Raw genomic sequence first — 19,836 nt, 5'->3', positions numbered from 1 at the left:
CACCACTCGCATCACCCGCATGAACGATTGCGGGCGAACCCGTCGCATCCGAAGGAGACATCATGGCTCAGTCATTCGAAACCCGCCAGATCCACGCCGGTCAGACACCCGATCCGGTTACCGGGGCCCGCGCGCTGCCCATCCACCAGACGACCTCGTTCGTCTTCGACAGCAATGAGACTGCCGCGAATCGCTTCGCACTCGCAGAGCTCGGCCCTATCTACACCCGCATCACCAACCCGACCACTGAGGTCGTGGAGAACCGCATCGCCGACCTCGAAGGCGGCGTCCACGCCGTACTCACAGCATCGGGACAGTCAGCAGCCCTGCTGGCGATCACGAACATCGCTGAGGCCGGTGACCACATTGTGGCCAGTTCCAGCCTCTACGGCGGAACCTACAACCTGCTTCACGTGACCCTGCGCAAGCTGGGCATCGAGACCACATTCGTCGACGTCGATGACCTCGATGGCTGGAAGTCAGCAGTGCAGGACAACACCAAGCTCTTCTTCGCCGAGGTTGTCTCCAACCCCCGCTCCGATGTCCTCGACATTGCCGCTGTAGCTGACGTCGCACACGAGGCCGGTGTTCCGCTCTTCACCGACAACACACTGGCCACCCCCTACCTGGTGCGCCCGATCGAGCACGGTGCCGACGTCGTCCTCCACTCGGCCACGAAATACCTCGGCGGACACGGCAACTCGATCGCCGGTGTCGTCATCGACAGCGGAAACTTCGACTACGGCACGCAGCCGGAGAAGTTCCCCGGCTTCAACACCCCGGATGAGTCCTACAACGGTCTGGTCTACGCTCGCGATCTCGGCGCGGATTCGCCGTTCGGCGCAAACGTCTCCTTCGGCCTCAAGGCCCGTGTGCAGGGTCTGCGCGACCTCGGACCGGCCGCCAGCCCGTTCAATGCATTCCTCATCGCCCAGGGAATCGAAACCCTGAGCCTGCGCATCGACCGCCATGTCGAGAACGCGAACAAGGTTGCCGCCTACCTCGAGAACCACGAACAGGTCAGCCGGGTCGCCTTCGCCGGACTCGAGTCCAGCCCCTGGCACGATAAAGCCAAGAGGTACCTGCCGAACGGTGTCGGATCGGTCCTTGGCTTCGACATCGCCGGAGGCTTCGACGCCGCTGTGGCATTCGTCGATGCCCTTGAACTGCACTCCCACGTGGCCAATATCGGCGACGTCCGCTCGCTGGTCATCCACCCGGCATCGACGACCCATGCCCAGCTGGACGAAGAAGCACAGATTGCCGCCGGCGTGAATCCCGCCTTCGTGCGTCTGTCCGTGGGACTCGAAGGCAGCGACGACATCATCGCCGACATCGACAAGGGCTTCGCCGCTGCCGCAGCGAAGGCATCGGCCGCCGCCTGACATGACTACCCAGAGCACTTCCGTCGAGCGAATTCTGGGCTTCGTCACAGAATCCGGACACACGTTCGGGACTGTCGAAGTCGCCTATGAGACCTTCGGCACACTCAACACGGACCGCAGCAATGCGATCCTGGTCGAACACGCCCTGACCGGCGATACCAGCGTCACCGAATGGTGGGCAGGAGTCGTCGGTCCGGGCGAGGCGATCGACACGAACGAATACTTCGTGGTGTGTGCGAATTCGCTCGGCGGGTGCTCGGGAACCACCGGTCCGCAGTCTGTCTATGACGACGGTCTGCCCTACGGATCACGATTCCCAGCGGTCACGATCCGCGATATGGCCCGACTGGAACACAATCTCGCACAGATCCTCGGCATCGACTCCTGGCATGCCGTCATCGGCGGATCGATGGGCGGAGCCAGAGCCCTCGAATTCGCACTTCTCGACAAACGCAAAGTGAAGAAGTGCGCGATCATCGCAGCACCGGCCTTCTGCGACGCCGATCAGATCGCCTGGGCGATGATGCAGGAACGCGCGATCGAACTCGACCCCGACTACTATTCCGGTGACTACACCGCAGTCGGCGCCTTCCCTGCACAAGGATTGGGCCTGGCCCGTCAGATCGCCCACCTGACCTACCGCAATGATGCGGAGCTCAACCACCGATTCTCCAGCCGGCGCAGATCGCCTGACTATCACGAAGTCACTTCGTACCTCGACTACCAGGCGAAGAAGCTCACCGCCCGATTCGACCCCCACAGCTACGTCGTGCTTTCTCGCGCCCTGCGCGATCACGACGTGCGCACCGGTCGCTCCCAGGACTTAGCGACTGCATTGGCCGATGCCTGCACCGACAACCTCGTCGTCTCAGTCTCCTCTGATCGGCTGTTCCCGACCGCACAGGTCGAACTGCTCGCGCAGAATCTGCCCGGAGCGGTCACCCATCATGTCATCGAATCCGAGGTCGGTCACGACGGTTTCCTCACGGAGACTGCGGCGGTCTCGGCGGCGCTGAAGGACTTTCTCCGCGCCTGAACAGTGTAAGTTTCGTCAGCGGTTCGGGTTCTTTGGGCCTGCTTCATGGTGGTGAGCGTTGGTCGTCCAGCTGGTCTGTCTCTGGAGCGTCAGGGTGCCTCGAGGGCCATGTTCCCTTTGAGGTGTGACCGGTTTCTGCAGCTCGCGGAGTGCTGTGCTCGTCGACGACCGCTTGGACTCGGTCAAGGGCGCAGTTGTCCCATGGCCCGATGTGAGCGAATTGCTTATTGGGACGTTGGCGGCACAAGTCCAGCAATGACACGATCCAGGCCGTCACGGAAGCAGGCGTCCACGTCGAAGCCGTCGGAGAGAGACTGGTTTGTGAGGTCAGCGAGCCAGTGATGGCGCTGCGTGAAACCCCGACGGTCGAGTCGGTCGACCTCTTCCGACCACCACACGCGCAAACTCGTGTCTGAGTGCATGGTTTCCTGCTGCTCGGCGTGCAGCAGGAGTGCCATGCCCTGGATGTACGCACTGATTGCGAGATATCGGTCGAGAGCAATGTTGCTGTCAACGCCTGTCTCCCTGATTGCTTCGATGCCGATGTGCACGGAATCCAGGGTGGCCGGAACCAACGGTGGGCGAGTCCTCCCCATCACAGTCACAAGCCAGGGATGAGACCCATACTTCTTCCACTCGTGTTCGGCCAGATGAGTGAGCGTAGCGATGGGATCTCCCATTCTCGGCGATGGTGCGGGCGGTGACGAAAGGATGTGCTGCACCATCGCGTCGACGAGCCGATCGCGACTGCCGAAGCTGCGCTGCAGCGCTGTCAGTGCCATTCCGGTCTGGGAGGCGACTGATCGGAGCGTCACGCTATCGATTCCCTGTGCATCTGCCATAGCGATGGCTGTCGGAAGCGTTGTCGCCGACTGCTTTTCGATCATTTCGATTCGAACAGGTTTGCTCAGTCGCCCCTGATCTCGGCGACGTCGATACGCTCGACCTTGGCACGAGCGGGAGCAATATCGCCGAGGGCGTCCGGTCCCGCGCGTCTCGTGCCACGGCAACCCGCACTCCACGCATTCCATTGCTGCCTCTTTCGTCTCAGAAACGATGTGACGAAACTACTGTACGCGGGTTGCCGCGAGCATGGAGTCTGGTGAAACCGGAACCCCAAACTAAGGAGCTGCACATGGCCGCAACCGAGCTATCCACCCGTACAGCGCATAGTGCTGAACTCAACACTGTCATCGATCTCTGTCTCGCGGCGTTTGCCGACGAGGCGGTGACTGCCTGGGTCATCCCCGAGCCGTGGGAAAGGCACAAACACATGCGTGAGATGTTCGGGGAATCCCTGGACGCTGTGGTCAGCAATCACAACCTGATCCTCGCGATCGACGTCGACGGTGAGCCGCTGGCAGCGTCGATCTGGCTGCCGCACATGGCAACGAGCGAGACGCCCCAACCGCATCAGCCAGAAGTTGCCGATGATCCTGTAACCCGCCGTATGATTGCGGCCGAAGCTGCCACCCAGCTTCGACGTCCTACTTCACCTCATCTCTATCTCGCATCCATGGCGACATTGCCGGACCATCGTGGCCGAGGAGCGGGAGCCGCTATGCTCGCTGCAGGCATGGAGCGTGCCCAAGCACTTGCCCTGCCGATCTACTTGGAAGCGTCTACATCCGACAACCGTCGCCTCTACGAACGGGGCGGGTTCCGAGATCTCGGCGGCTCGATCCAGCTCCCCGACGGTGGTCCGATTCTGCAGCCGATGTGGAGTGATGTCTGATTGCAAACGTACTCGAGCAACTTGTCCAGCATCACCATCGGTCGAACCTGCCGGAGTGACAACGTTCGTCGGCTTCGGGAGCTGTACGTTGGACAGGAGACCGCGGTCATCCCAGCGACTATTGGCCCGATTAGAGACGAATCCGACCTACTTTCGTCGTTGTCCAGGTGCACAGGATGCTCGTATCATTGCCAACGTGAGCGAACGTTGGACATTGTCGGCCGCATGTCTGGCGGCTGTGGCTTCAGCACTCGTCGGCGGACTGCTTTTCGACGAGCTTGGGCCCGGCCAGGCTGTTTTGGGGCTAGTGATCCAACTGATCGCGACCGCCATAGTTCTTCGATGGCGGGCGGCCGTGGTTCCCGCCTGGTGTTTGACTGTGGTGACCGCAACTCTGGCCTATGCGCCGATCGACTGGCAGCGCGCATTTGAGTCACAGGTTACGGTCTGGGTTCCGATCATGGCGGCATACGCTGCCGCACGGCTCATCGGCAGGGCTCGAAACCGAACCGATGTCATCAGCGGTGGAATCGCATTGTTGACGTGGTTGATGATCATGATCAACGGCGGACCACCTGAGCTTCTGGCCAGTATGGGCGCGGCGGCTCCCTTGCTCGCGGGAATCAGCTTTGCGCTCTGGCAGCGGTTGCGCCTAGCACGTGAGGATCGGTTGGCGCAGATGGCCAGAGAACGCGAGATGGCAGCACGGGAGCGGATTGCCCTGGAACGGTCCCGGATGGCCGCCGATCTCCACGATCTCGTGACTCACGAGATGGTCCGAGTGGTGCTCCAAGCTCGCCGTTTGGGAGATGGAGGACATGGCCGCGACGTCGAAGTCGCATCTGATGAGATTGCCGAAACAGCATCGCAGGCGCTGTCGCAGATGCGGGACTTTCTGAGTGCTGTGAGAGAGGGCGAGGACCGGCACACTCCCACTGAGGAGTCCACCGCCGAACATTTCGCGGATGAGCTGGACGCTCTCATCGCCAAACAGAGGTCGACGGGCCAACAGGTGCACCTGATCAATGATGCACCTGCGGACCTTCAACTCACCGAAACCGTATCGCGATGTTTCTTACGAGCAGCACAGGAGGGGCTGGTGAATGCGGCCAAACATGCGTCCGGTGTCGAGGCCAGCGTCACCTTCTACGAACACGAGAACGGCCACGCACTTCTCCTCACGAATTCGGTCCCGGTAGTAGCGGACAACGATGAACTGGCCGGGTCCGGATCAGGCACCGGGCTCCGCGGAATAGCGAGCCGGGTGCGGCTATTGGGCGGCACAATGACTGCACGCGAGCTGGACGGGCAGTTCTGTCTGCGGGTTGCGTTCCCCGCAGCAGAAACGTCGGTCGAGGGCCCGAAGCAATCCGTGGCCGGGGTACCCCAGAGTTTGACACCATGAGCCTCCTGAGAGTGCTGATCGCAGATGATGACCCACTCGTCTGCGCGTACCTGAGTTCGCAGCTGTCCGCCGTTGACGGAATTGAAGTGACAGGAGTCGCCGGCGACGGTGCAGAGGCTGTCGAAATGGCAATTCGCACTGGTCCAGATGTCGTGTTGATGGACATTCGAATGCCCGGTCTCGACGGCATCCAAGCCACAAAAGAGTTGACCCGCGGCGACGAGGGCCCTGCTGTGCTGCTGATGACGACGGTCGATTCGGATCATGCTGTTGTCGCTGGACTCAGTGCCGGCGCCAGTGGATACGTGCTCAAGACCTCGCCGACAACGACGATCGTCGACGCGCTTCGAACCGCGGCGGCCGGTGCTGATGTGCTGTCTCCTGAAGCGACCAGACGACTGTTGAGGCTGGCAACCCACAATCAGGCAGCTGAAGAGGATCCGAGAATCACTGCGCTGGCTGGCAGGGAAAGGGAAGTACTCAGACTTGTCGGCGAAGGCAGGACGAACTCCGACATCGCCCGGACATTGTACTTGGCGGAGAGCACCGTCAAAGGACACGTCTCGAGGTTGATGGACACACTTGACTGCGATAACCGCACGAAGCTTGCGCTAATGGCACCACGGGAATCGTAGAATCTGATCGCCGTTGCTGGGACGACACCGGCGGACCTTCGGACTGCGGTCACATTGTATCCTTTCGTGCCGTCGACAAGGTCCGAAAGCACCTTGTCGTTGCGTCCCGCCTCCCACCAGGCTGGTCACCATGATCGAAATCAAGAATGTCACGAAATCCTATCGACGGCGCACAGTCCTCGATCAAATATCGTTGACTGCGCGCCCCGGTGAGGTGACAGGGTTCGTGGGACCGAACGGAGCAGGTAAGTCCACCGCATTGCGGACGATTCTCGGATTGTCCCGTCCGAGCTCGGGGACAGCGACCATACTTGGCAAACCTTATGCTGCACTCGACCATCCCGCTCGTCGTGTCGGAGCGATGCTCGACCCCGAGGCATTGCCCGGGTACCTGCGCGGCATTGATCTCCTGCGCTGGTATGCAGCCGCAGCAGGCATTGACAGTGCGCGGATCGGGCAGATTCTGGAACGTGTGGAGCTTGCCGACAACGCCCGCAAGCGGATCAATTCATACTCTCTTGGTATGCGCCAGCGACTCGGACTAGCTGTCGCACTGCTCGGTGACGCCGAGATTGTGATTTTGGATGAACCCACCAACGGACTCGACCCAGCGGGAATCCGCTGGTTGCGGGAGCTGCTGCACCAGCTCGCCGAACATGGCAGGACCGTGCTGTTGTCCAGTCATCTTCTTTCGGAGGTTCAGCAGTTGGCTGACCATATCGTCGTGATCAGCAGAGGAACGATCGTCGCCGACGGCACCCTCACTGATTTGGCCGGTGAAGATGATCTTGAATCAGTCTTCTTCGATCTGACAGGGGATGAACGATGATCGGCGGGCTGAGTCGTCTCACACACGCCGAGCTCATCAAGGTGAGGTTGAGCCCAAGCCTGTGGATTCTGCTTCTCGTGACCATGCTCATATCGGTGGGTCTCACAGGGCTGATCGCCGGGTTCGGCGGAGCGGAGTCCTTGGGAGAAGTGCAGTCGGGAGAGACAGGCAGTCGTTACGAGATCCTCTTCTTCGGCGCCACACTCGGAGTTTGGGCATTTGCCTTCTTCGGCGCTTCGTTCAGTGCCGGCGAATTCGTCAGTGGTGCAATCGGGTACACGTTCACGGCGACTCCACGACGGACGAGAGTCCTGGTCGCGAAACTGGTCATCGTTCTTGGGATAGGCTCGATCGCAGGTCTTCTGGTCTCGCTGATTAACTTTGCCATCACCCAGGGCGTTCTCTCGCTGAACGAGTACCCCACGCTATCGCTGAACGAACCTGAATTGCTGCGAGCGGTCCTCGTGTTCATTCCCGCTCAGATGGCAGTGTGGGGTGCTCTGTCACTGTTGCTGGGATTCCTGATCCGGCGCACCGCACCGACTGTGATCGTGCTCCTCCTGGGTTCATTCCTGCCGGTGGTCACGGCTCAGTTCCTGCCGACGGCCTGGGGCGAAACCGTACCAAGATGGATGCCGGGGGCGGCAATCGAATCCTTGGCCGGCCTCTCGAGTCCGGGAAGCCCAGGGTTCCTGCCCGCCAGTGCCGCGATGGTCGCCGTGATCGGATGGCTGCTTCTGTTCGGGATCATCAGCGGGTTGTCAGTTAAGTATCGAGATGTCTGACTCTTCACCACCAAACAGTGGAAATCGCGCGGAGATCGCACGATTCGTCCTGAATCTCAGCGAACCGGCAGGTCTGAACGACCGACGCGCATCGTCTTCTTTCCGCGAGTGCCGTCACCATCTTCGGGAATTGAACAGCCGCTCTTCAAAGCACAGGCAACGGTTCAGTCGTCCTTTCGAATGTAGTAGATCACCAATCCGACGATTGCGACGAGGACGACGACCGCGAAGGGTCCGACATCGAATGACCAGGGGCCGATTCCGATACTGTTGTTTGCCAGGTTCATGCGAGTTCCCTTCTGGATGAGATGTCGACGTTTTCGGCGACGGTTGTGGCTTTGAAGATGGAGGCGTACACAGGGCCTGTGATGAGCCAGGCAACGGTGATCAAGGTCAGTCGAGCCACCCATGACCACAGCTCGTCGGTGAAGAGGTGCTCGAGAGAGTTGGGCAGCGACCATCCCGAGAAGAGCTTCATGAGCAGCAAGGCAGGGACTGCGACTGACCAGGCCGTGAGCACTCGAAGCCAGTCACGCCATTCATGATTCACCTTCTCTGGTCCGGCTCTGGGGACCCCCGGCGGGGGCGCTGCGTCGGCGAAGCGGAAGGCGAACCAAGCATCAGCACGAGTGATGATGTAACGACCGAAACCGACGCTGAAGCCGAGATAGACAGCCGCCAATCCGTGAATCGAGGACGGGGAAGCTCCACGGGCAAGGTCACAGGCGACCAGAATGATGAGAATCATGTCGACGATCGGCACACTGACGAGCACGACCATGCTGGTGCGACGTAATTTGAGAAGATACCGCGCACAGAGTCCGAACGCCAGAAGCACCCAGAACGCCATTTCGGCGGCGATGATAGCGAACACGAGCCAGGTGTCTGTGGATTCCATGACTCAAGGTTCTCAAGCACAGCCGGGAACGTCATCGGCCAGATGCGTGAGCTTCCCAGCCGCGGCATACGCCGTTCGAACTACGCCATCGTGAGGTTGCCGCAAGCGCGGGCAGGGACTGAAATTGAAGAAGGATTGTGGTGGCGACTCCAGTGAACAGGGCGGTGGTGGATGTGCGAGAAGGGTCATGGCCTCTCATGCGGGAGGCGTGGATCAGCGCGGGCTATGTGATGGTTGCAGTCGCCTTCGCGTTCGTCCCCGATATAGGCATCGAGTGGCGATCGGCGCCGGAGTCGCCAATGGTCTCTGGGAGCATCGTCGCGGCTGTTCTGCTTGGTCTCGCTCATCTGTTCCGGAAACGGATACCTGTCGCGGTCATTGTCATCGGGGCAGCGATTCTGTTGGCCGAAGCGGTATGGACGGGAACCACTTCAATCGGGGTGATCCTGATCGAATGCGATGCGATCTACAACCTGGTGACCGTCCGGTCGACGCCGCGCACCTGGCGCCTTTTGCCGGTGATCGCAGCCGCGTGCCTGTCACTAGCCGTCGTCGGTCTGCTGTTGGCGAATGTGCTGGCTGCTTCCGTGCTGCAGGCAACGATTCTGCTGCTTGCCGTTGGGGTGACATTGTGGTGGGGCATGACCGTGCGCATTCCGATGAATGAGGCGATTCACGAACGCGAACGGGCATTCCTTCTCGCCGAAGCTGCGGAAGCAAGTCAACGCGAAGTCCTCACCGCAGCGCGTTTCCAGATCAGCCGCGAGCTGCATGATGCGATTTCAGGGCATCTGTCGGCGATTGCCATGCAGTCGGCCGCCGTGACTGCGGCACCCGAGCCGCCGGACGCGACAGAACTCACTGCCCACATTAGACAGATGCGCATTTTGAGCCTGGAGGCCATGGCCGACATGCGCGCGCTGATTGACGTACTCCGAACGGAAGAATCCGGTCCGATCGCATCACCACGAACGTGGTCGTCGGTCGGCGAACTCCTCGACCACGTGATTTCTGCCGGCACGCCTGTCACGGTAACGGGCGACGCACCCCAGTCAGCCGTTTTTGATCCCCCTGTCGCCGTTGCGGCATACAACGTCGTCCATGAAGGACTCGTGAACGCCGCAAAACATGCTCCCGGAGCAGACGTGGTCATCGATATGACAAACAGTGGAGATGAATTTGAGATCATGGTGACGAACCGATGCGTGACTCGGGGCCCAGGCGATTCTCCGAATTCCGGTTACGGGCTGATCGGACTCGCAGAGCGAGTTCGGCTGTGCGGCGGCAGAATCGACAGCGAGCAATCACACAGGTCATGGACGTTGCGGGCCCTGCTTCCGCAATCGGCCGGACGGGAAGTGAACCATGCCTAGAGTCCTTGTTGTCGACGACCATTCGTCCGTGCGGGCGGGAACGAGAGCAATACTCGCAACCGATTCGCGCATCGTGGTCGTGGGTGAAGCCGCCACAGCTCGTGAAGCCGTGGAAGCTGTCAAACAGCACGCGCCCGACATTGTCATGCTCGATCTGCAACTGCCCGACCGTGATGGTATCGACGTCTGTCTCGAGGTCACAGAACATACTCATGCGCGTGTGCTGATCCTGACCGCATTCGAGATTGCAGACAATGTCACAGCCGCGCTTGAAGCAGGTGCCGCTGGATTCCTTGCGAAGACCGCAGAACCACGGCACATGATTGATGCAGTCCACGCCGTCGCTGCCGGCGATTCCTACCTCACACCTTCGGTGACTCGGCATGTGATTGCGCACGCAACCGGACGCACAGCCGGAGCCGAGAAGCCTGGCCCAGTTGGGACCTCTGCATCATCTGAATTGACCAGTCGCGAGCGAGAAATCTGGATTCTCATCGGTGAGGGCTTGACCAATAGGCAGATTGCTCAGAGGCTCACCATTTCTTCCGCAACTGCGAAAACTCACGTCTCACGCATCTTGCAGAAGCTCGGCGTATCCACCCGCACACAAGCTGCGATACTTGCACTCTCCGACGCGCCAGCACCTTGAACTTTGCCTGCCTCATCTCATGATGCGATGCAACAGGACGGCGGTGCGTGCTGGCGACGTGGGAACGGGGACGGAGAGCCCGCGCAGGTCAGATAACTCGCGCGGAACATTCCTGGAGCGGCGACTCGCCGTGTCAGAGATTCAAATGCCGACCACGACGGCCTACCGACGAGACCGCGGCGATCTCGACGGCTGTGAGGAACTTTATCAGCGCCTGGCTGACAATCGACAGCGCCTGAATGCAGGAGGGCCGTGCGGCTGAATCGACGCACGGCCCTTCACTGACTTTCGAGATCTCTACCTTCCGGCCTTGGCCTTGCGGCCGTCCTTCTCAGCTGCCTTCCGCGCAGCCTTCTCCGCCTTGCGCAGCTGCTTCTCCGGCACAGCATAGTCCTCCTGCGCACGGGAGTGACGGTAGTAGTCGGCGGCCTCGTCCTGTCGCTCAGCCTCGACTCCGGTCGAGATCGTGGCACGGCGGTGATCGTCGCCGTAACCGAATGCGTCCACCAGGTCCAAGGCATTGGCAGACAGCTTCTCGCACAGGCGGTTCAGCGTCTCGTTGAGCTGACGAGCACGCAGCATCGGCAGACGACCGTACATGAGGTGCCAGCCAACATGCTTCTCGATGAGACTGAGACCGTAGGTGTCGCGCAGACGTCGGAACAGCTTGTTCTGGTCAGGATCCTGCTGCTCCCTCATCGCCTCATCGAGGGCCTTCCACTTCTCCAACTCGACGTAGGCACGAGCCATCTCTATGAACTCATGCTGATTGGAGTTGAACAGGTCCGCGGCGTCGGCGGCTGACATCTTCATCGCTGGACGCAGCGCCTGGGCCAGTCCGGAGACCATGACTTCGAGCCTGGTCTCGAGAAGCGAGCGCTGCAGACGTCCGGAGCGGATCCGCTTATCGCCGAGGTTGGGGGTGAATACGTCGGAGATGGCGAGTCCCGCATTGGCCAGTCCGGTGCGGTAGAGCGTGTGCTCGGCCGCCTGGGTGCCGATGTAGCGGGCGGCCCCGCCGACGTCGATGTTCGCGAATTCCTTTGCATAGTCGCCGAGGAGGCGCTTGGCTGCCAGCTGCAGGAGCACCGTGTTGTCGCCCTCGAACGTGGCGTAGATGTCGAGGTCGGCGCGCAGTCCCACGAGGCGGTTCTCGGCCATGTAGCCGGCGCCGCCGCAGGCTTCCCTGGCCTCTTGGATGACATCGAGGGCCATCCATGTCGTGTCGGCTTTGAACGCTGCGGCTCGGGTTTCGAGCAGAGCCCGATTCTCCTCACTCTCGTCGGCCCCGGAGAAGACTTCCTCGAACGAGGTGAGCAGCTTCTCGTGGGCGAAGGTCGAGGCGTAGACCGAGGCGATGGCCGGCATGAGGCGGCGCTGGTGCTGCTGATAGTCCAGCAGGGTGGTCTCGTTGATGTCGTCGACGGAGGTGAACTGCTTGCGTTCGAGTCCGTACCGCACGGCGATGTCGAGCGCCAGCTTCGAGGCCACGATGGCCGCACCGTCGAGGGAGACACGGCCCTGGACGAGGGTTCCGAGCATCGTGAAGAAGCGACGTCCGGGGGAGTCGATGGGGGAGGTGTAGTCGCCTGCGGGATTCACAGCGCCGTAGCGATCGAGAAGATTGAATCGAGGAATGCGAACCTGCTCGAAGACGATCCGGCCGTTGTCGACGCCCTTGAGCCCGCCCTTGTAGCCGTCATCTTCGATGCTGATGCCCGACAGGATGGTGCCGCTCTCATCTCGGATCGGCACGAAGAACGCATGGACACCATGGTTGACCCCATTGGTGATGAGCTGGGCGAAGACGACCGCGGCACGTGCATCACGGGCGGCATTTCCGATGTATTCCTTGGTCGCGGCACGGAAGGGCGTGTTGATGACGAACTCTTCCTTCTCGGCCTCATAGGTCGCCGTGGTGCCGACCGCGGCCACATCGGAGCCGTGTCCGATCTCCGTCATTGCGAAGGATCCCAGAAGTTCGCCCTTCTGTGCTGCGACCAACCACGCATCGTGCTGCTCGGGGTTGCCCAGGTGCAGGATCGCTCCGCCGAAGAGTCCGAACTGGACTCCTGCCTTGACCTGGAGACTGGGGGAGGCGGTGACGGTCTCCTCGAAGCTGGCGATATTGGTCGCATGCTTATTGCGTCCGCCGAGTGACGGTGGCAGGGCCACCATCGGCAGTCCGGTGTCAGCCATGAGCCTCACCCCGGCGAGCGTCTTCGCTCGTGTGGTCTCAAGGTCATCGGCCGGGTCTTCATGGGTGATCTCTTCGAGTGCCAGGGTGCGCCCCTGACGTCGAGCCTCGGCCCACTGTCCGTCGAGTGCGGTGTTGATCGCCTGTGGATCAAGGGAAAGCTTCATTCGTCTACTCCTAGTTTTGCGGGCAGCGAGGCCCAGAGCCATTGACTGATTGCGGTGGCGAATTCATCGGGGCGGCTGGGGTCGGTCAGCCAGTTTTCGGTTGCAGCGCGCACGAAGCCAATTGCACCCGCTGCCCACAGCTGCCCCTGTGATCCTCCGAGACCGAGCCGCTCGGCCAGAAGGCCGGCGATGGAATTGAAGAAGCCACCAGTCTCTGTGGGGGCGAAGCGATTGACCGCGGTATCGCAGAATCGGTAGATGTTCGGTGACTCTGCAGCGAGCGCGACGAAGGCGTGAATCATCTCCGTCAGTGCATCCTGCGCCGAGGCTGCTGTTGCGTCATCGAGTGATTTGGAGATGACATCCATCGCCCATTCGCCCATTGCCGCCTGCAGTCCGGCACGATCCGTGAAATACCGGTAGAGCACCGACTTCGTCGTTCCCGAGTATTCCGAAATCTGCTCCATCGACAGTTCGTCTCCGTGCTCGTCGACGACATGCCGGACCGCGCGCAGCAGTTCACGGCGTCTGAGGTCGCGATGCTGCTGCCACCGGGTGGAACGACCATCTGTGAGCGATTTCATATGACAGACAGTATCAGGTACTGTCGGTAGCAGTTAAATCCATATACCGGAGGTGCAAATGTCCACTCCCACCCAGCGCGCCGTCATCCTTGGCGGCAACCGCATTCCGTTCGCTCGCTCGAACAAGCAGTATTCGAAGGCCAGCAATCTCGATATGCTCACCAGCACCATCGATGGTCTCGTCGCTCGCTTCGGGCTCGCCGGAGAACGCATCGGCGAAGTCGCCGGAGGCGCAGTCCTCAAACACTCGAAGGACTTCAACCTGACTCGCGAGGCCGTTCTCGGTTCTGCCCTATCGCCGACTACCCCGGCCTTCGATGTCGGGCAGGCCTGCGCGACCGGTCTTGAGACCGTCGTCAGCCTCAACAACAAGATCAACGCGGGTCAGCTCGAGTCGGGTATCGCCTCGGGCGTCGACTCGACCTCGGATGCCCCCATCGTCGTCAATGATTCGATGCGTGAGATTCTGCTCGAACTTTCGCGGGCGAAGACGCTGGCCCAGAGGGCCAAGATCGCCGCTCAGATTCGTCCGGCATACCTTGCCCCGCAAGCTCCCTCAACGGGTGAACCTCGCACAGGTATGAGTATGGGCGAGCATCAGGCAATCACCACAGCCGAGTGGCAGATCACTCGCGAGGCTCAGGACGAACTCGCGGCGGCCTCGCACCGCAACCTGGCCCAGGCCTGGGACGAGGGCTTCTTCGATGATCTCTCGACTCCCTACCTCGGCGTGAGTCGCGATACGAACCTGCGCCCGGACTCGAGCGTCGAATCGCTGGCGAAGCTGGCGCCGGTCTTCGGTCGCAACCTGAAGACCCCGGCAACGATGACTGCGGGCAACTCGACTCCACTCACTGACGGCGCCTCCTCGGTGCTGTTGGGCAGTGAAGATTGGGCGAACGAACACGGATACACCCCGCTGGCTCGACTCGTCGATGCCGAAGTGGCCGCCGTCGACTTCGTTGACGGTTCCGAAGGGCTGCTCATGGCTCCCGCTTACGCGGTTCCTCGTCTGCTGGCCCGTAACGGTCTGACATTCGAAGACTTCGACGTCTTCGAAATCCACGAAGCCTTCGCCTCGACAGTGCTTGCTCATCTGGCAGCGTGGGAGTCTGAGGAGTTCTGCCGAAACAAGGCCGGTCTCGACGGGGCCCTGGGCAGCATCGACCGGGCCAAGCTCAATCCGCTCGGCTCAAGCCTCGCCGCCGGACACCCGTTCGCGGCGACCGGTGGGCGCATCATCGCCTCCACCGCGAAGTACCTCAAGCTCACCGGCAAGAAGAGGTCGCTGGTTTCGATCTGCGCTGCAGGCGGCCAGGGACTCACTGCGATTGTGGAGGCAGCATGAAAGACACCTACCTGGACTTGGTCAACGGCCCACTGAAACAGGTCGCGAAGACACTGGGCCTGCCGCAGCCGGTCGAACTGCACCGCTTCGACTCAACTCCGGCGGACTACCGTCGGAAGCCGGTGCTCGTACTCGGCGCCGGACCCGAGGCGCAGAAGCTGGCTGACCTGCTGTTGGACAACGGCCTCGAGGTTCGACGCCACGCAAACTCGGGGGAGTCCCTGCGAGCCATCATCGCAGTCTTCGACGAAGCCACCGCGCCCGCCGACCTGTCGGCGACCGTGCTCGAGGTCGGAACTGCGCTGCGTTCACTGGCCCGCTGCGGACGCGTCATCACGATCTCTGCTGCCCCGAACCCGCAGCAGCAGAGCCCGGAACTCGCAGCCGCGACTCAGGGGATCACCGGCCTGACACGGTCCCTAGCTCACGAGATGCGCAGAGGAGCCACCGCCAACGGGATCCTCCTCGACGGCGTCGACGTGCAGGCACCCTCGGTGTCCACCGCACTCTGGTTCCTCCTCTCTGGCAAATCAGCCTATGTCTCGGGCCAGTTCATCACCGTCTCGACGCAGGCCGGCACCCCGATGGGGATGAAGGAATTCCTCTCCACCGGTGAAGCGGGCCCGCTGGCAGGACGCACCGCAGTCGTGACCGGTGCCGCTCGTGGTATCGGTGCTGCGATTGCGCGCAACCTTGCCCGTGACGGTGCACAGCTCATCGGCGTCGACATGCCGCAGGCCGGGCAGGCTCTGGCTGAGGTGATGAACGAAGTCGGCGGCAGATCGCTCCAGCTCGACATCACCGCGGAGACCGCGGCGGAGAAGATCGCCGAGGCAGTCGGTGGCCCCGTCGACATCCTCGTCCACAATGCCGGAATCACCCGGGACAAGATGCTGGCGAATATGGATGCCTCCCGCTGGGATTCCGTCATCGCCGTCAACATCGCCTCCCAGGCCCGCATCAACGCCCACCTGCAGGCTGAGGGCCTCTTCGCCGAGGGCGCCCAGGTCGTGTCGCTGGCCTCGACCTCGGGGATCGCAGGCAACCGCGGGCAGACGAACTACGCAACTTCGAAAGCCGGAGTCATCGGACTCACCGCCGCCTCGGCGCCGGACTTCGCGCAGCGCGGAGGAACGATCAATGCTGTGGCTCCCGGCTTCATCGAAACCGATATGACGGCCAAGATGCCAGCCCTGACCAGGCAGGTTGCCCGCAGGCTCTCCAGTCTTCAGCAGGGCGGACAGCCCGTCGACGTGGCCGAGACCATCGGATTCCTCGCCTCGGCGGGGGCTCGTGGGATCAATGGTCTGACGCTGCGGGTGTGCGGCCAGAACATGGTGGGTGCATGATGGCGAAGGATTCGATGCTTCCGCTCTATGCCAAGGCCGTGCTCAAGGCTCTGCCGCTGGGCACACGCACGAGCCCGGACCTGCCCAGCCGCGCCCTGGATCGCAGCATGCCGATCGAGGCCGATGCCTACGCCGGTTTCACCACCGTCATCGGTGCCGGGCTGGGCAACACCGTCCACCCGGGCTACCTTCACGTCCTCGCGTTCCCGCTGAGCATGCAACTGCTCGGCGACCCCGAGGTGCCGCTGCCGATGATGGGCATGGTCCACATCCACAACAGGATCGACAGCCTCGGCGCCGTGCATATCGGTGACAGCGTCGACTTCCATGTGGAGTTGGCCGGTCCCTACCAGCATGCGGCCGGAACCACGATCGAGGTCATCGTCGAGGCGAAGGTTGAGGGTGCGCTGCGCATGCGGGAGACCACGACCTATCTGGCTAAGGGCAAGAAGCTGCCCAATGCAGAAGCGAAGCCACAGCCGCCGCGGGAGGAGTTCGCTGCTCCCACCCCGAGCGCACTGTGGCGACTCGACCCGATCATCGGCCAGCGCTATGCTCACGCCTCGGGTGACTACAACCCGATCCACCTCAACGGATTGGCGGCGAAGGGCTTCGGCTTCCCGCGCCTCATCGCCCACGGAATGTACGGTGCCTCGCGCGCCCTGTCCGCAGTCGATACGAGGCTCGGGTCCTACCGATGGGATGTGTCGTTCGCCAAGCCCGTGCTGCTGCCGTCGACCGTTGGCTTCGCCATCACCGAGGGCCAGAGGCACGAGGCCGCGAAGTTCGCCGTCTTCGATCTCAAATCCGGCAAACCGCACATCCTCTCAGAGGTCTCAGAACTCGGTGAATGAGCCTGTGCAAGCGCCGGTGAGGACCTCAGCAGAATCAGTTGAGTGCCGTGCGTCACAATCGGCCGATCTGATTTTGCGCGGCCGAAAGTCGCGTGTAAAGTAATCTCTGTTGCCAGCGCGAGTGGCGGAATTGGTAGACGCGCTAGCTTGAGGTGCTAGTGCCCAACTTATCGGGCGTGGGGGTTCAAGTCCCCCTTCGCGCACAACAGAGGAAATGGCTTCCGGATCTGATCCGGAGGCCATTTCTCATTCACTCCTGCTGCTGGCCCGGAAATCACGATCCGCGGACACCATGGGTCGGACTGCGACAGGTGCTATAACGTGGATCACGTCAGCATCTTTGCACCAATCCGACGGGAGACACCGTGTACGATTTCAGCGCCGCCGAGGCCGAGGTCACCTCTCTGTGCCAGCAGCTCATTCGCATCGACACACAGAATTGGGGAGGCAACAAGGTCAACCCCGAACGGCCGGCCGCGGATCTCATCGCAGGCTGGTTCGACGAGGTGGGACTGACGTCGACGATCATCGAATCCGAACCGGGCAGGGCCTCCTTGGTCGCCCGGATCAAGGGAACCGATCCCCAGGCGGACGCGCTCGTCGTCCACGGCCACACCGATGTGGTTCCGGCGGCGGCAGAGGACTGGAGCGTCGACCCCTTCGCCGGTGTCATCAAGGACGAGCTGCTCTGGGGTCGCGGAGCTGTCGACATGAAGGACATGGACGCGATGATCATCGCCGCCGTCCGCGATATGCTCCGCCAGGGTCTGCGTCCGCGCCGAGACCTCATCATCGCCTTCTTCGCCGACGAGGAGGCCGGTGGGAACTACGGCGCCCGCTATATGGTCCGCAACCACCCGGAGCTCTTCGCCGGAGCCACCGAGGCCATCTCCGAGGTCGGCGGCTATTCCGTCGATGTCCGCGGCCAGCGCGTGTACCTCGTCCAGACCGCAGAGAAGGGCCTCGCCTGGCTCAACCTCATCGCCCACGGCACGGCGGGTCACGGCTCCCAGCGCAACGATGACAACCCGGTCACCCGGCTTGCCGCAGCCATCGCCCGCATCGGCGAATATCCATGGCCGCAGGAGATCCCGGTCGCAACAAGGCAACTCCTCGAAGGAGTCGCGGAGATCACCGGCATCGAATTCCGGGCCGATACGATCGGTGAGCTCCTGGCCGAACTCGGCTCTGTCGAGAAGTTCGTCGCCCCGACCCTGCAGAACACCTCGAATCCGTCATTCCTCAATGCCGGGTACAAGCACAACGTCATCCCCGGCACGGCCACGGCCTACGTCGACTGCCGGACCCTGCCAGGTCAGCACGAGGATGTGATGCTCAAGATCAAGGAGCTCGCGGGGGAGGGCATCGACATCGAGGCCAATGACGAGGGAGATGCTTTGGAAGCGCCCTTCGACACGCCGCTGGTCGCACAGATGCGCAAGAGCCTGCTCGATGACGACCCCTCAGCGAAGGTTCTGCCGTATACGCTGTCGGGCGGAACGGACAATAAGTCCATGGCAGAACTGGGCATCACCGGCTACGGGTTTGCGCCGCTGCAGCTGACCGGTGACCTCGACTTCCCGGCGATGTTCCACGGCGTCGATGAGCGAGTGCCGATCTCCGCACTCAAGTTCGGGGCGAGGGTTCTGGGCGATTTCCTGATGAAGGCATAATCGTAATCGCGATCCCGAGGAGCACCAGGGCGGCACTGATGACCGTTGTGGTGCTCACCAGGGATCCGGGCAAGGGCAGCAGGAGATCGAGCAGGAGCGCGCCGAGGAGATTTCCGAACAGCGAGAACAGGCTGAGCAGCAGCACGCCGAGCTTCGCCACGGTCAGCGCTGTCAACCCGATGAAGATGACGCCGAAGGCCCCACCGAGCAGCATCCACCACTGAGTGGGCTCCGTCGGAAAACCTGCCCAGGTCACCCCGGAGAGCATGATGACCCCAGCCGCCGCGAGCAGAGCGAGGAAGCCGACGGCGAAGTTCACAGTGGTGGCGACGATGACCGAGCCTGTGGCGGCTTTGATCCGCCCGTTGAACGCCTGCTGGACGGAGGTCAGGGCACCAGAGACGAAGGGCAGCAGCAGGGCCCAGAGAGGCACTCCCAGGTTGAGTCGCTCCGACGCGCCGTAGACCAGGGCGGCGATGACGACGAGGACCCCGAAGACCCGGAGAAACGTCAGGCGCTGCCTCCCGCCCGGTGGCAGGCGTGTGGAATCGACGGCGAGACCACCGGTCACCTGGCCGGAGACGAAGGCCATGGTGAACATCGCGACACCCATGATCGGCACGGTGGATGCCTGAGCGATGACGACGAGGCCGCCGCTGAGACCGCCGAGCAGCATCCACCAGGGCATCGCGTGAGTGCGGAGAAGTCGGATCAGAATTCTGGCGCTGGCCCGAGACCGGGAGGAGCACAGCAGAGTCGTGCCCACGAGGATGAGCCCGATGATGAACGAGACGAGTGCGGCGAAGACAGAGTGACCCAGGATCGGACCGAGCAGGCCGTTGGCACGACCTTGGAGGGACATGGCACCGCCGGCCACGATGGTGACGAGGCCGGCGAAGAGGACAGGGAGGAGCGCAGCGGGTGACTTCACAGT

19 protein-coding genes and 1 tRNA gene are annotated in these 19,836 nt (G+C 62.0%); 14 read left to right on the top strand and 6 right to left on the bottom strand.

The features are described from left to right. The first annotated feature begins 62 nt into the window (after positions 1 to 62). Both FO013_RS06275 and metX read left to right on the top strand, forming a co-directional pair. Complete coding sequence (locus FO013_RS06275; RefSeq protein WP_143921711.1) at positions 63 to 1,385, top strand: O-acetylhomoserine aminocarboxypropyltransferase/cysteine synthase family protein; 1,323 nt, start codon at positions 63 to 65, stop codon at positions 1,383 to 1,385. A 1-nt stretch (position 1,386) separates the two neighbouring features. After that, entirely contained in the window at positions 1,387 to 2,421 is a 1,035-nt protein-coding gene (gene metX, locus FO013_RS06270) for a homoserine O-acetyltransferase MetX (protein ID WP_143921710.1), read from the top strand. A 224-nt stretch (positions 2,422 to 2,645) separates the two neighbouring features. On the opposite strand, the gene FO013_RS06265 is transcribed toward metX, so the two are convergent. Continuing rightward, entirely contained in the window at positions 2,646 to 3,236 is a 591-nt protein-coding gene (locus FO013_RS06265; RefSeq protein ID WP_186293006.1) for a TetR/AcrR family transcriptional regulator C-terminal domain-containing protein, read from the bottom strand. A 320-nt stretch (positions 3,237 to 3,556) separates the two neighbouring features. Between FO013_RS06265 and FO013_RS06260 the strand changes: the two genes are divergently transcribed. The 5 genes from FO013_RS06260 (at position 3,557) to FO013_RS06240 (ending at position 7,810) form a co-directional block, all read left to right on the top strand. Continuing rightward, positions 3,557 to 4,156, top strand: a complete 600-nt coding sequence (locus FO013_RS06260; protein WP_143921708.1) for a GNAT family N-acetyltransferase — start codon at positions 3,557 to 3,559, stop codon at positions 4,154 to 4,156. A 196-nt stretch (positions 4,157 to 4,352) separates the two neighbouring features. Next, on the top strand, positions 4,353 to 5,561 hold the full coding sequence (locus tag FO013_RS06255; protein ID WP_186293005.1) for a sensor histidine kinase: 1,209 nt from the start codon (positions 4,353 to 4,355) through the stop codon (positions 5,559 to 5,561). Further along, the gene (locus FO013_RS06250; protein ID WP_143921706.1) at positions 5,558 to 6,196 is read left to right on the top strand and encodes a response regulator transcription factor; all 639 of its coding nucleotides are present in this window, start codon (positions 5,558 to 5,560) and stop codon (positions 6,194 to 6,196) included. Before FO013_RS06255 ends, FO013_RS06250 begins: the two co-directional genes overlap by 4 nt. 130 nt (positions 6,197 to 6,326) lie before the next feature. Beyond that, positions 6,327 to 7,025: an ABC transporter ATP-binding protein gene (locus FO013_RS06245; protein ID WP_143921705.1), complete on the top strand. Its 699-nt coding sequence runs from the start codon at positions 6,327 to 6,329 to the stop codon at positions 7,023 to 7,025. Beyond that, on the top strand, positions 7,022 to 7,810 hold the full coding sequence (locus FO013_RS06240; protein WP_143921704.1) for a hypothetical protein: 789 nt from the start codon (positions 7,022 to 7,024) through the stop codon (positions 7,808 to 7,810). The genes FO013_RS06245 and FO013_RS06240 overlap by 4 nt, the downstream gene beginning before the upstream one ends. 164 nt (positions 7,811 to 7,974) lie before the next feature. On the opposite strand, the gene FO013_RS22795 is transcribed toward FO013_RS06240, so the two are convergent. Then, entirely contained in the window at positions 7,975 to 8,097 is a 123-nt protein-coding gene (locus FO013_RS22795; protein WP_260848022.1) for a hypothetical protein, read from the bottom strand. After that, a complete protein-coding gene (locus tag FO013_RS06235) occupies positions 8,094 to 8,708 on the bottom strand; it encodes a hypothetical protein (RefSeq protein ID WP_143921703.1) in 615 nt (204 codons plus the stop codon). The genes FO013_RS22795 and FO013_RS06235 overlap by 4 nt, the downstream gene beginning before the upstream one ends. Positions 8,709 to 8,848: 140 nt before the next feature. On the opposite strand from FO013_RS06235, the gene FO013_RS06230 reads away from it, so the two are divergent. Together FO013_RS06230 and FO013_RS06225 are read left to right on the top strand one after the other, a co-directional pair. After that, a complete protein-coding gene (locus FO013_RS06230; RefSeq protein WP_143921702.1) occupies positions 8,849 to 10,081 on the top strand; it encodes a sensor histidine kinase in 1,233 nt (410 codons plus the stop codon). Next, the gene (locus FO013_RS06225) at positions 10,074 to 10,730 is read left to right on the top strand and encodes a response regulator (protein WP_143921701.1); all 657 of its coding nucleotides are present in this window, start codon (positions 10,074 to 10,076) and stop codon (positions 10,728 to 10,730) included. Before FO013_RS06230 ends, FO013_RS06225 begins: the two co-directional genes overlap by 8 nt. A gap of 297 nt (positions 10,731 to 11,027) precedes the next feature. Here FO013_RS06225 and FO013_RS06220 read toward each other — a convergent pair whose 3' ends face one another. Then, a complete protein-coding gene (locus tag FO013_RS06220; RefSeq protein WP_143921700.1) occupies positions 11,028 to 13,094 on the bottom strand; it encodes an acyl-CoA dehydrogenase family protein in 2,067 nt (688 codons plus the stop codon). Then, entirely contained in the window at positions 13,091 to 13,678 is a 588-nt protein-coding gene (locus FO013_RS06215; protein WP_143921699.1) for a TetR/AcrR family transcriptional regulator, read from the bottom strand. Before FO013_RS06215 ends, FO013_RS06220 begins: the two co-directional genes overlap by 4 nt. A gap of 58 nt (positions 13,679 to 13,736) precedes the next feature. Here FO013_RS06215 and FO013_RS06210 point away from each other — a divergent pair, with 58 nt between their 5' ends. From FO013_RS06210 to FO013_RS06190, 5 genes are all read left to right on the top strand, one after another. Next, the gene (locus FO013_RS06210) at positions 13,737 to 15,026 is read left to right on the top strand and encodes an acetyl-CoA C-acetyltransferase (protein WP_143921698.1); all 1,290 of its coding nucleotides are present in this window, start codon (positions 13,737 to 13,739) and stop codon (positions 15,024 to 15,026) included. Beyond that, a complete protein-coding gene (locus tag FO013_RS06205; RefSeq protein ID WP_143921697.1) occupies positions 15,023 to 16,375 on the top strand; it encodes a 3-oxoacyl-ACP reductase in 1,353 nt (450 codons plus the stop codon). The genes FO013_RS06210 and FO013_RS06205 overlap by 4 nt, the downstream gene beginning before the upstream one ends. Next, entirely contained in the window at positions 16,372 to 17,229 is an 858-nt protein-coding gene (locus FO013_RS06200) for a MaoC family dehydratase (RefSeq protein ID WP_260848021.1), read from the top strand. The genes FO013_RS06205 and FO013_RS06200 overlap by 4 nt, the downstream gene beginning before the upstream one ends. A 115-nt stretch (positions 17,230 to 17,344) precedes the next feature. Further along, positions 17,345 to 17,432: transfer RNA gene (locus FO013_RS06195), tRNA-Leu, on the top strand. 162 nt (positions 17,433 to 17,594) lie between these two features. Beyond that, positions 17,595 to 18,902 carry a M20/M25/M40 family metallo-hydrolase gene (locus tag FO013_RS06190; RefSeq protein ID WP_143921696.1) on the top strand — a complete coding sequence of 436 codons (1,308 nt, stop codon included), beginning with the start codon at positions 17,595 to 17,597 and terminating at the stop codon, positions 18,900 to 18,902. Here FO013_RS06190 and FO013_RS06185 read toward each other — a convergent pair. Further along, on the bottom strand, positions 18,856 to 19,833 hold the full coding sequence (locus FO013_RS06185) for a DMT family transporter (protein ID WP_143921695.1): 978 nt from the start codon (positions 19,831 to 19,833) through the stop codon (positions 18,856 to 18,858). The two genes, FO013_RS06190 and FO013_RS06185, sit on opposite strands and share 47 nt — an antisense overlap. Between the last annotated feature and the right edge of the window lie 3 nt (positions 19,834 to 19,836).

The organism is Brevibacterium aurantiacum, from assembly GCF_007558825.1.
Lineage (GTDB): Bacteria > Actinomycetota > Actinomycetes > Actinomycetales > Brevibacteriaceae > Brevibacterium > Brevibacterium aurantiacum_A.
Note: the sequence above shows the minus strand (reverse complement) of the source record. Positions and strands in the feature narration are given on the sequence as shown.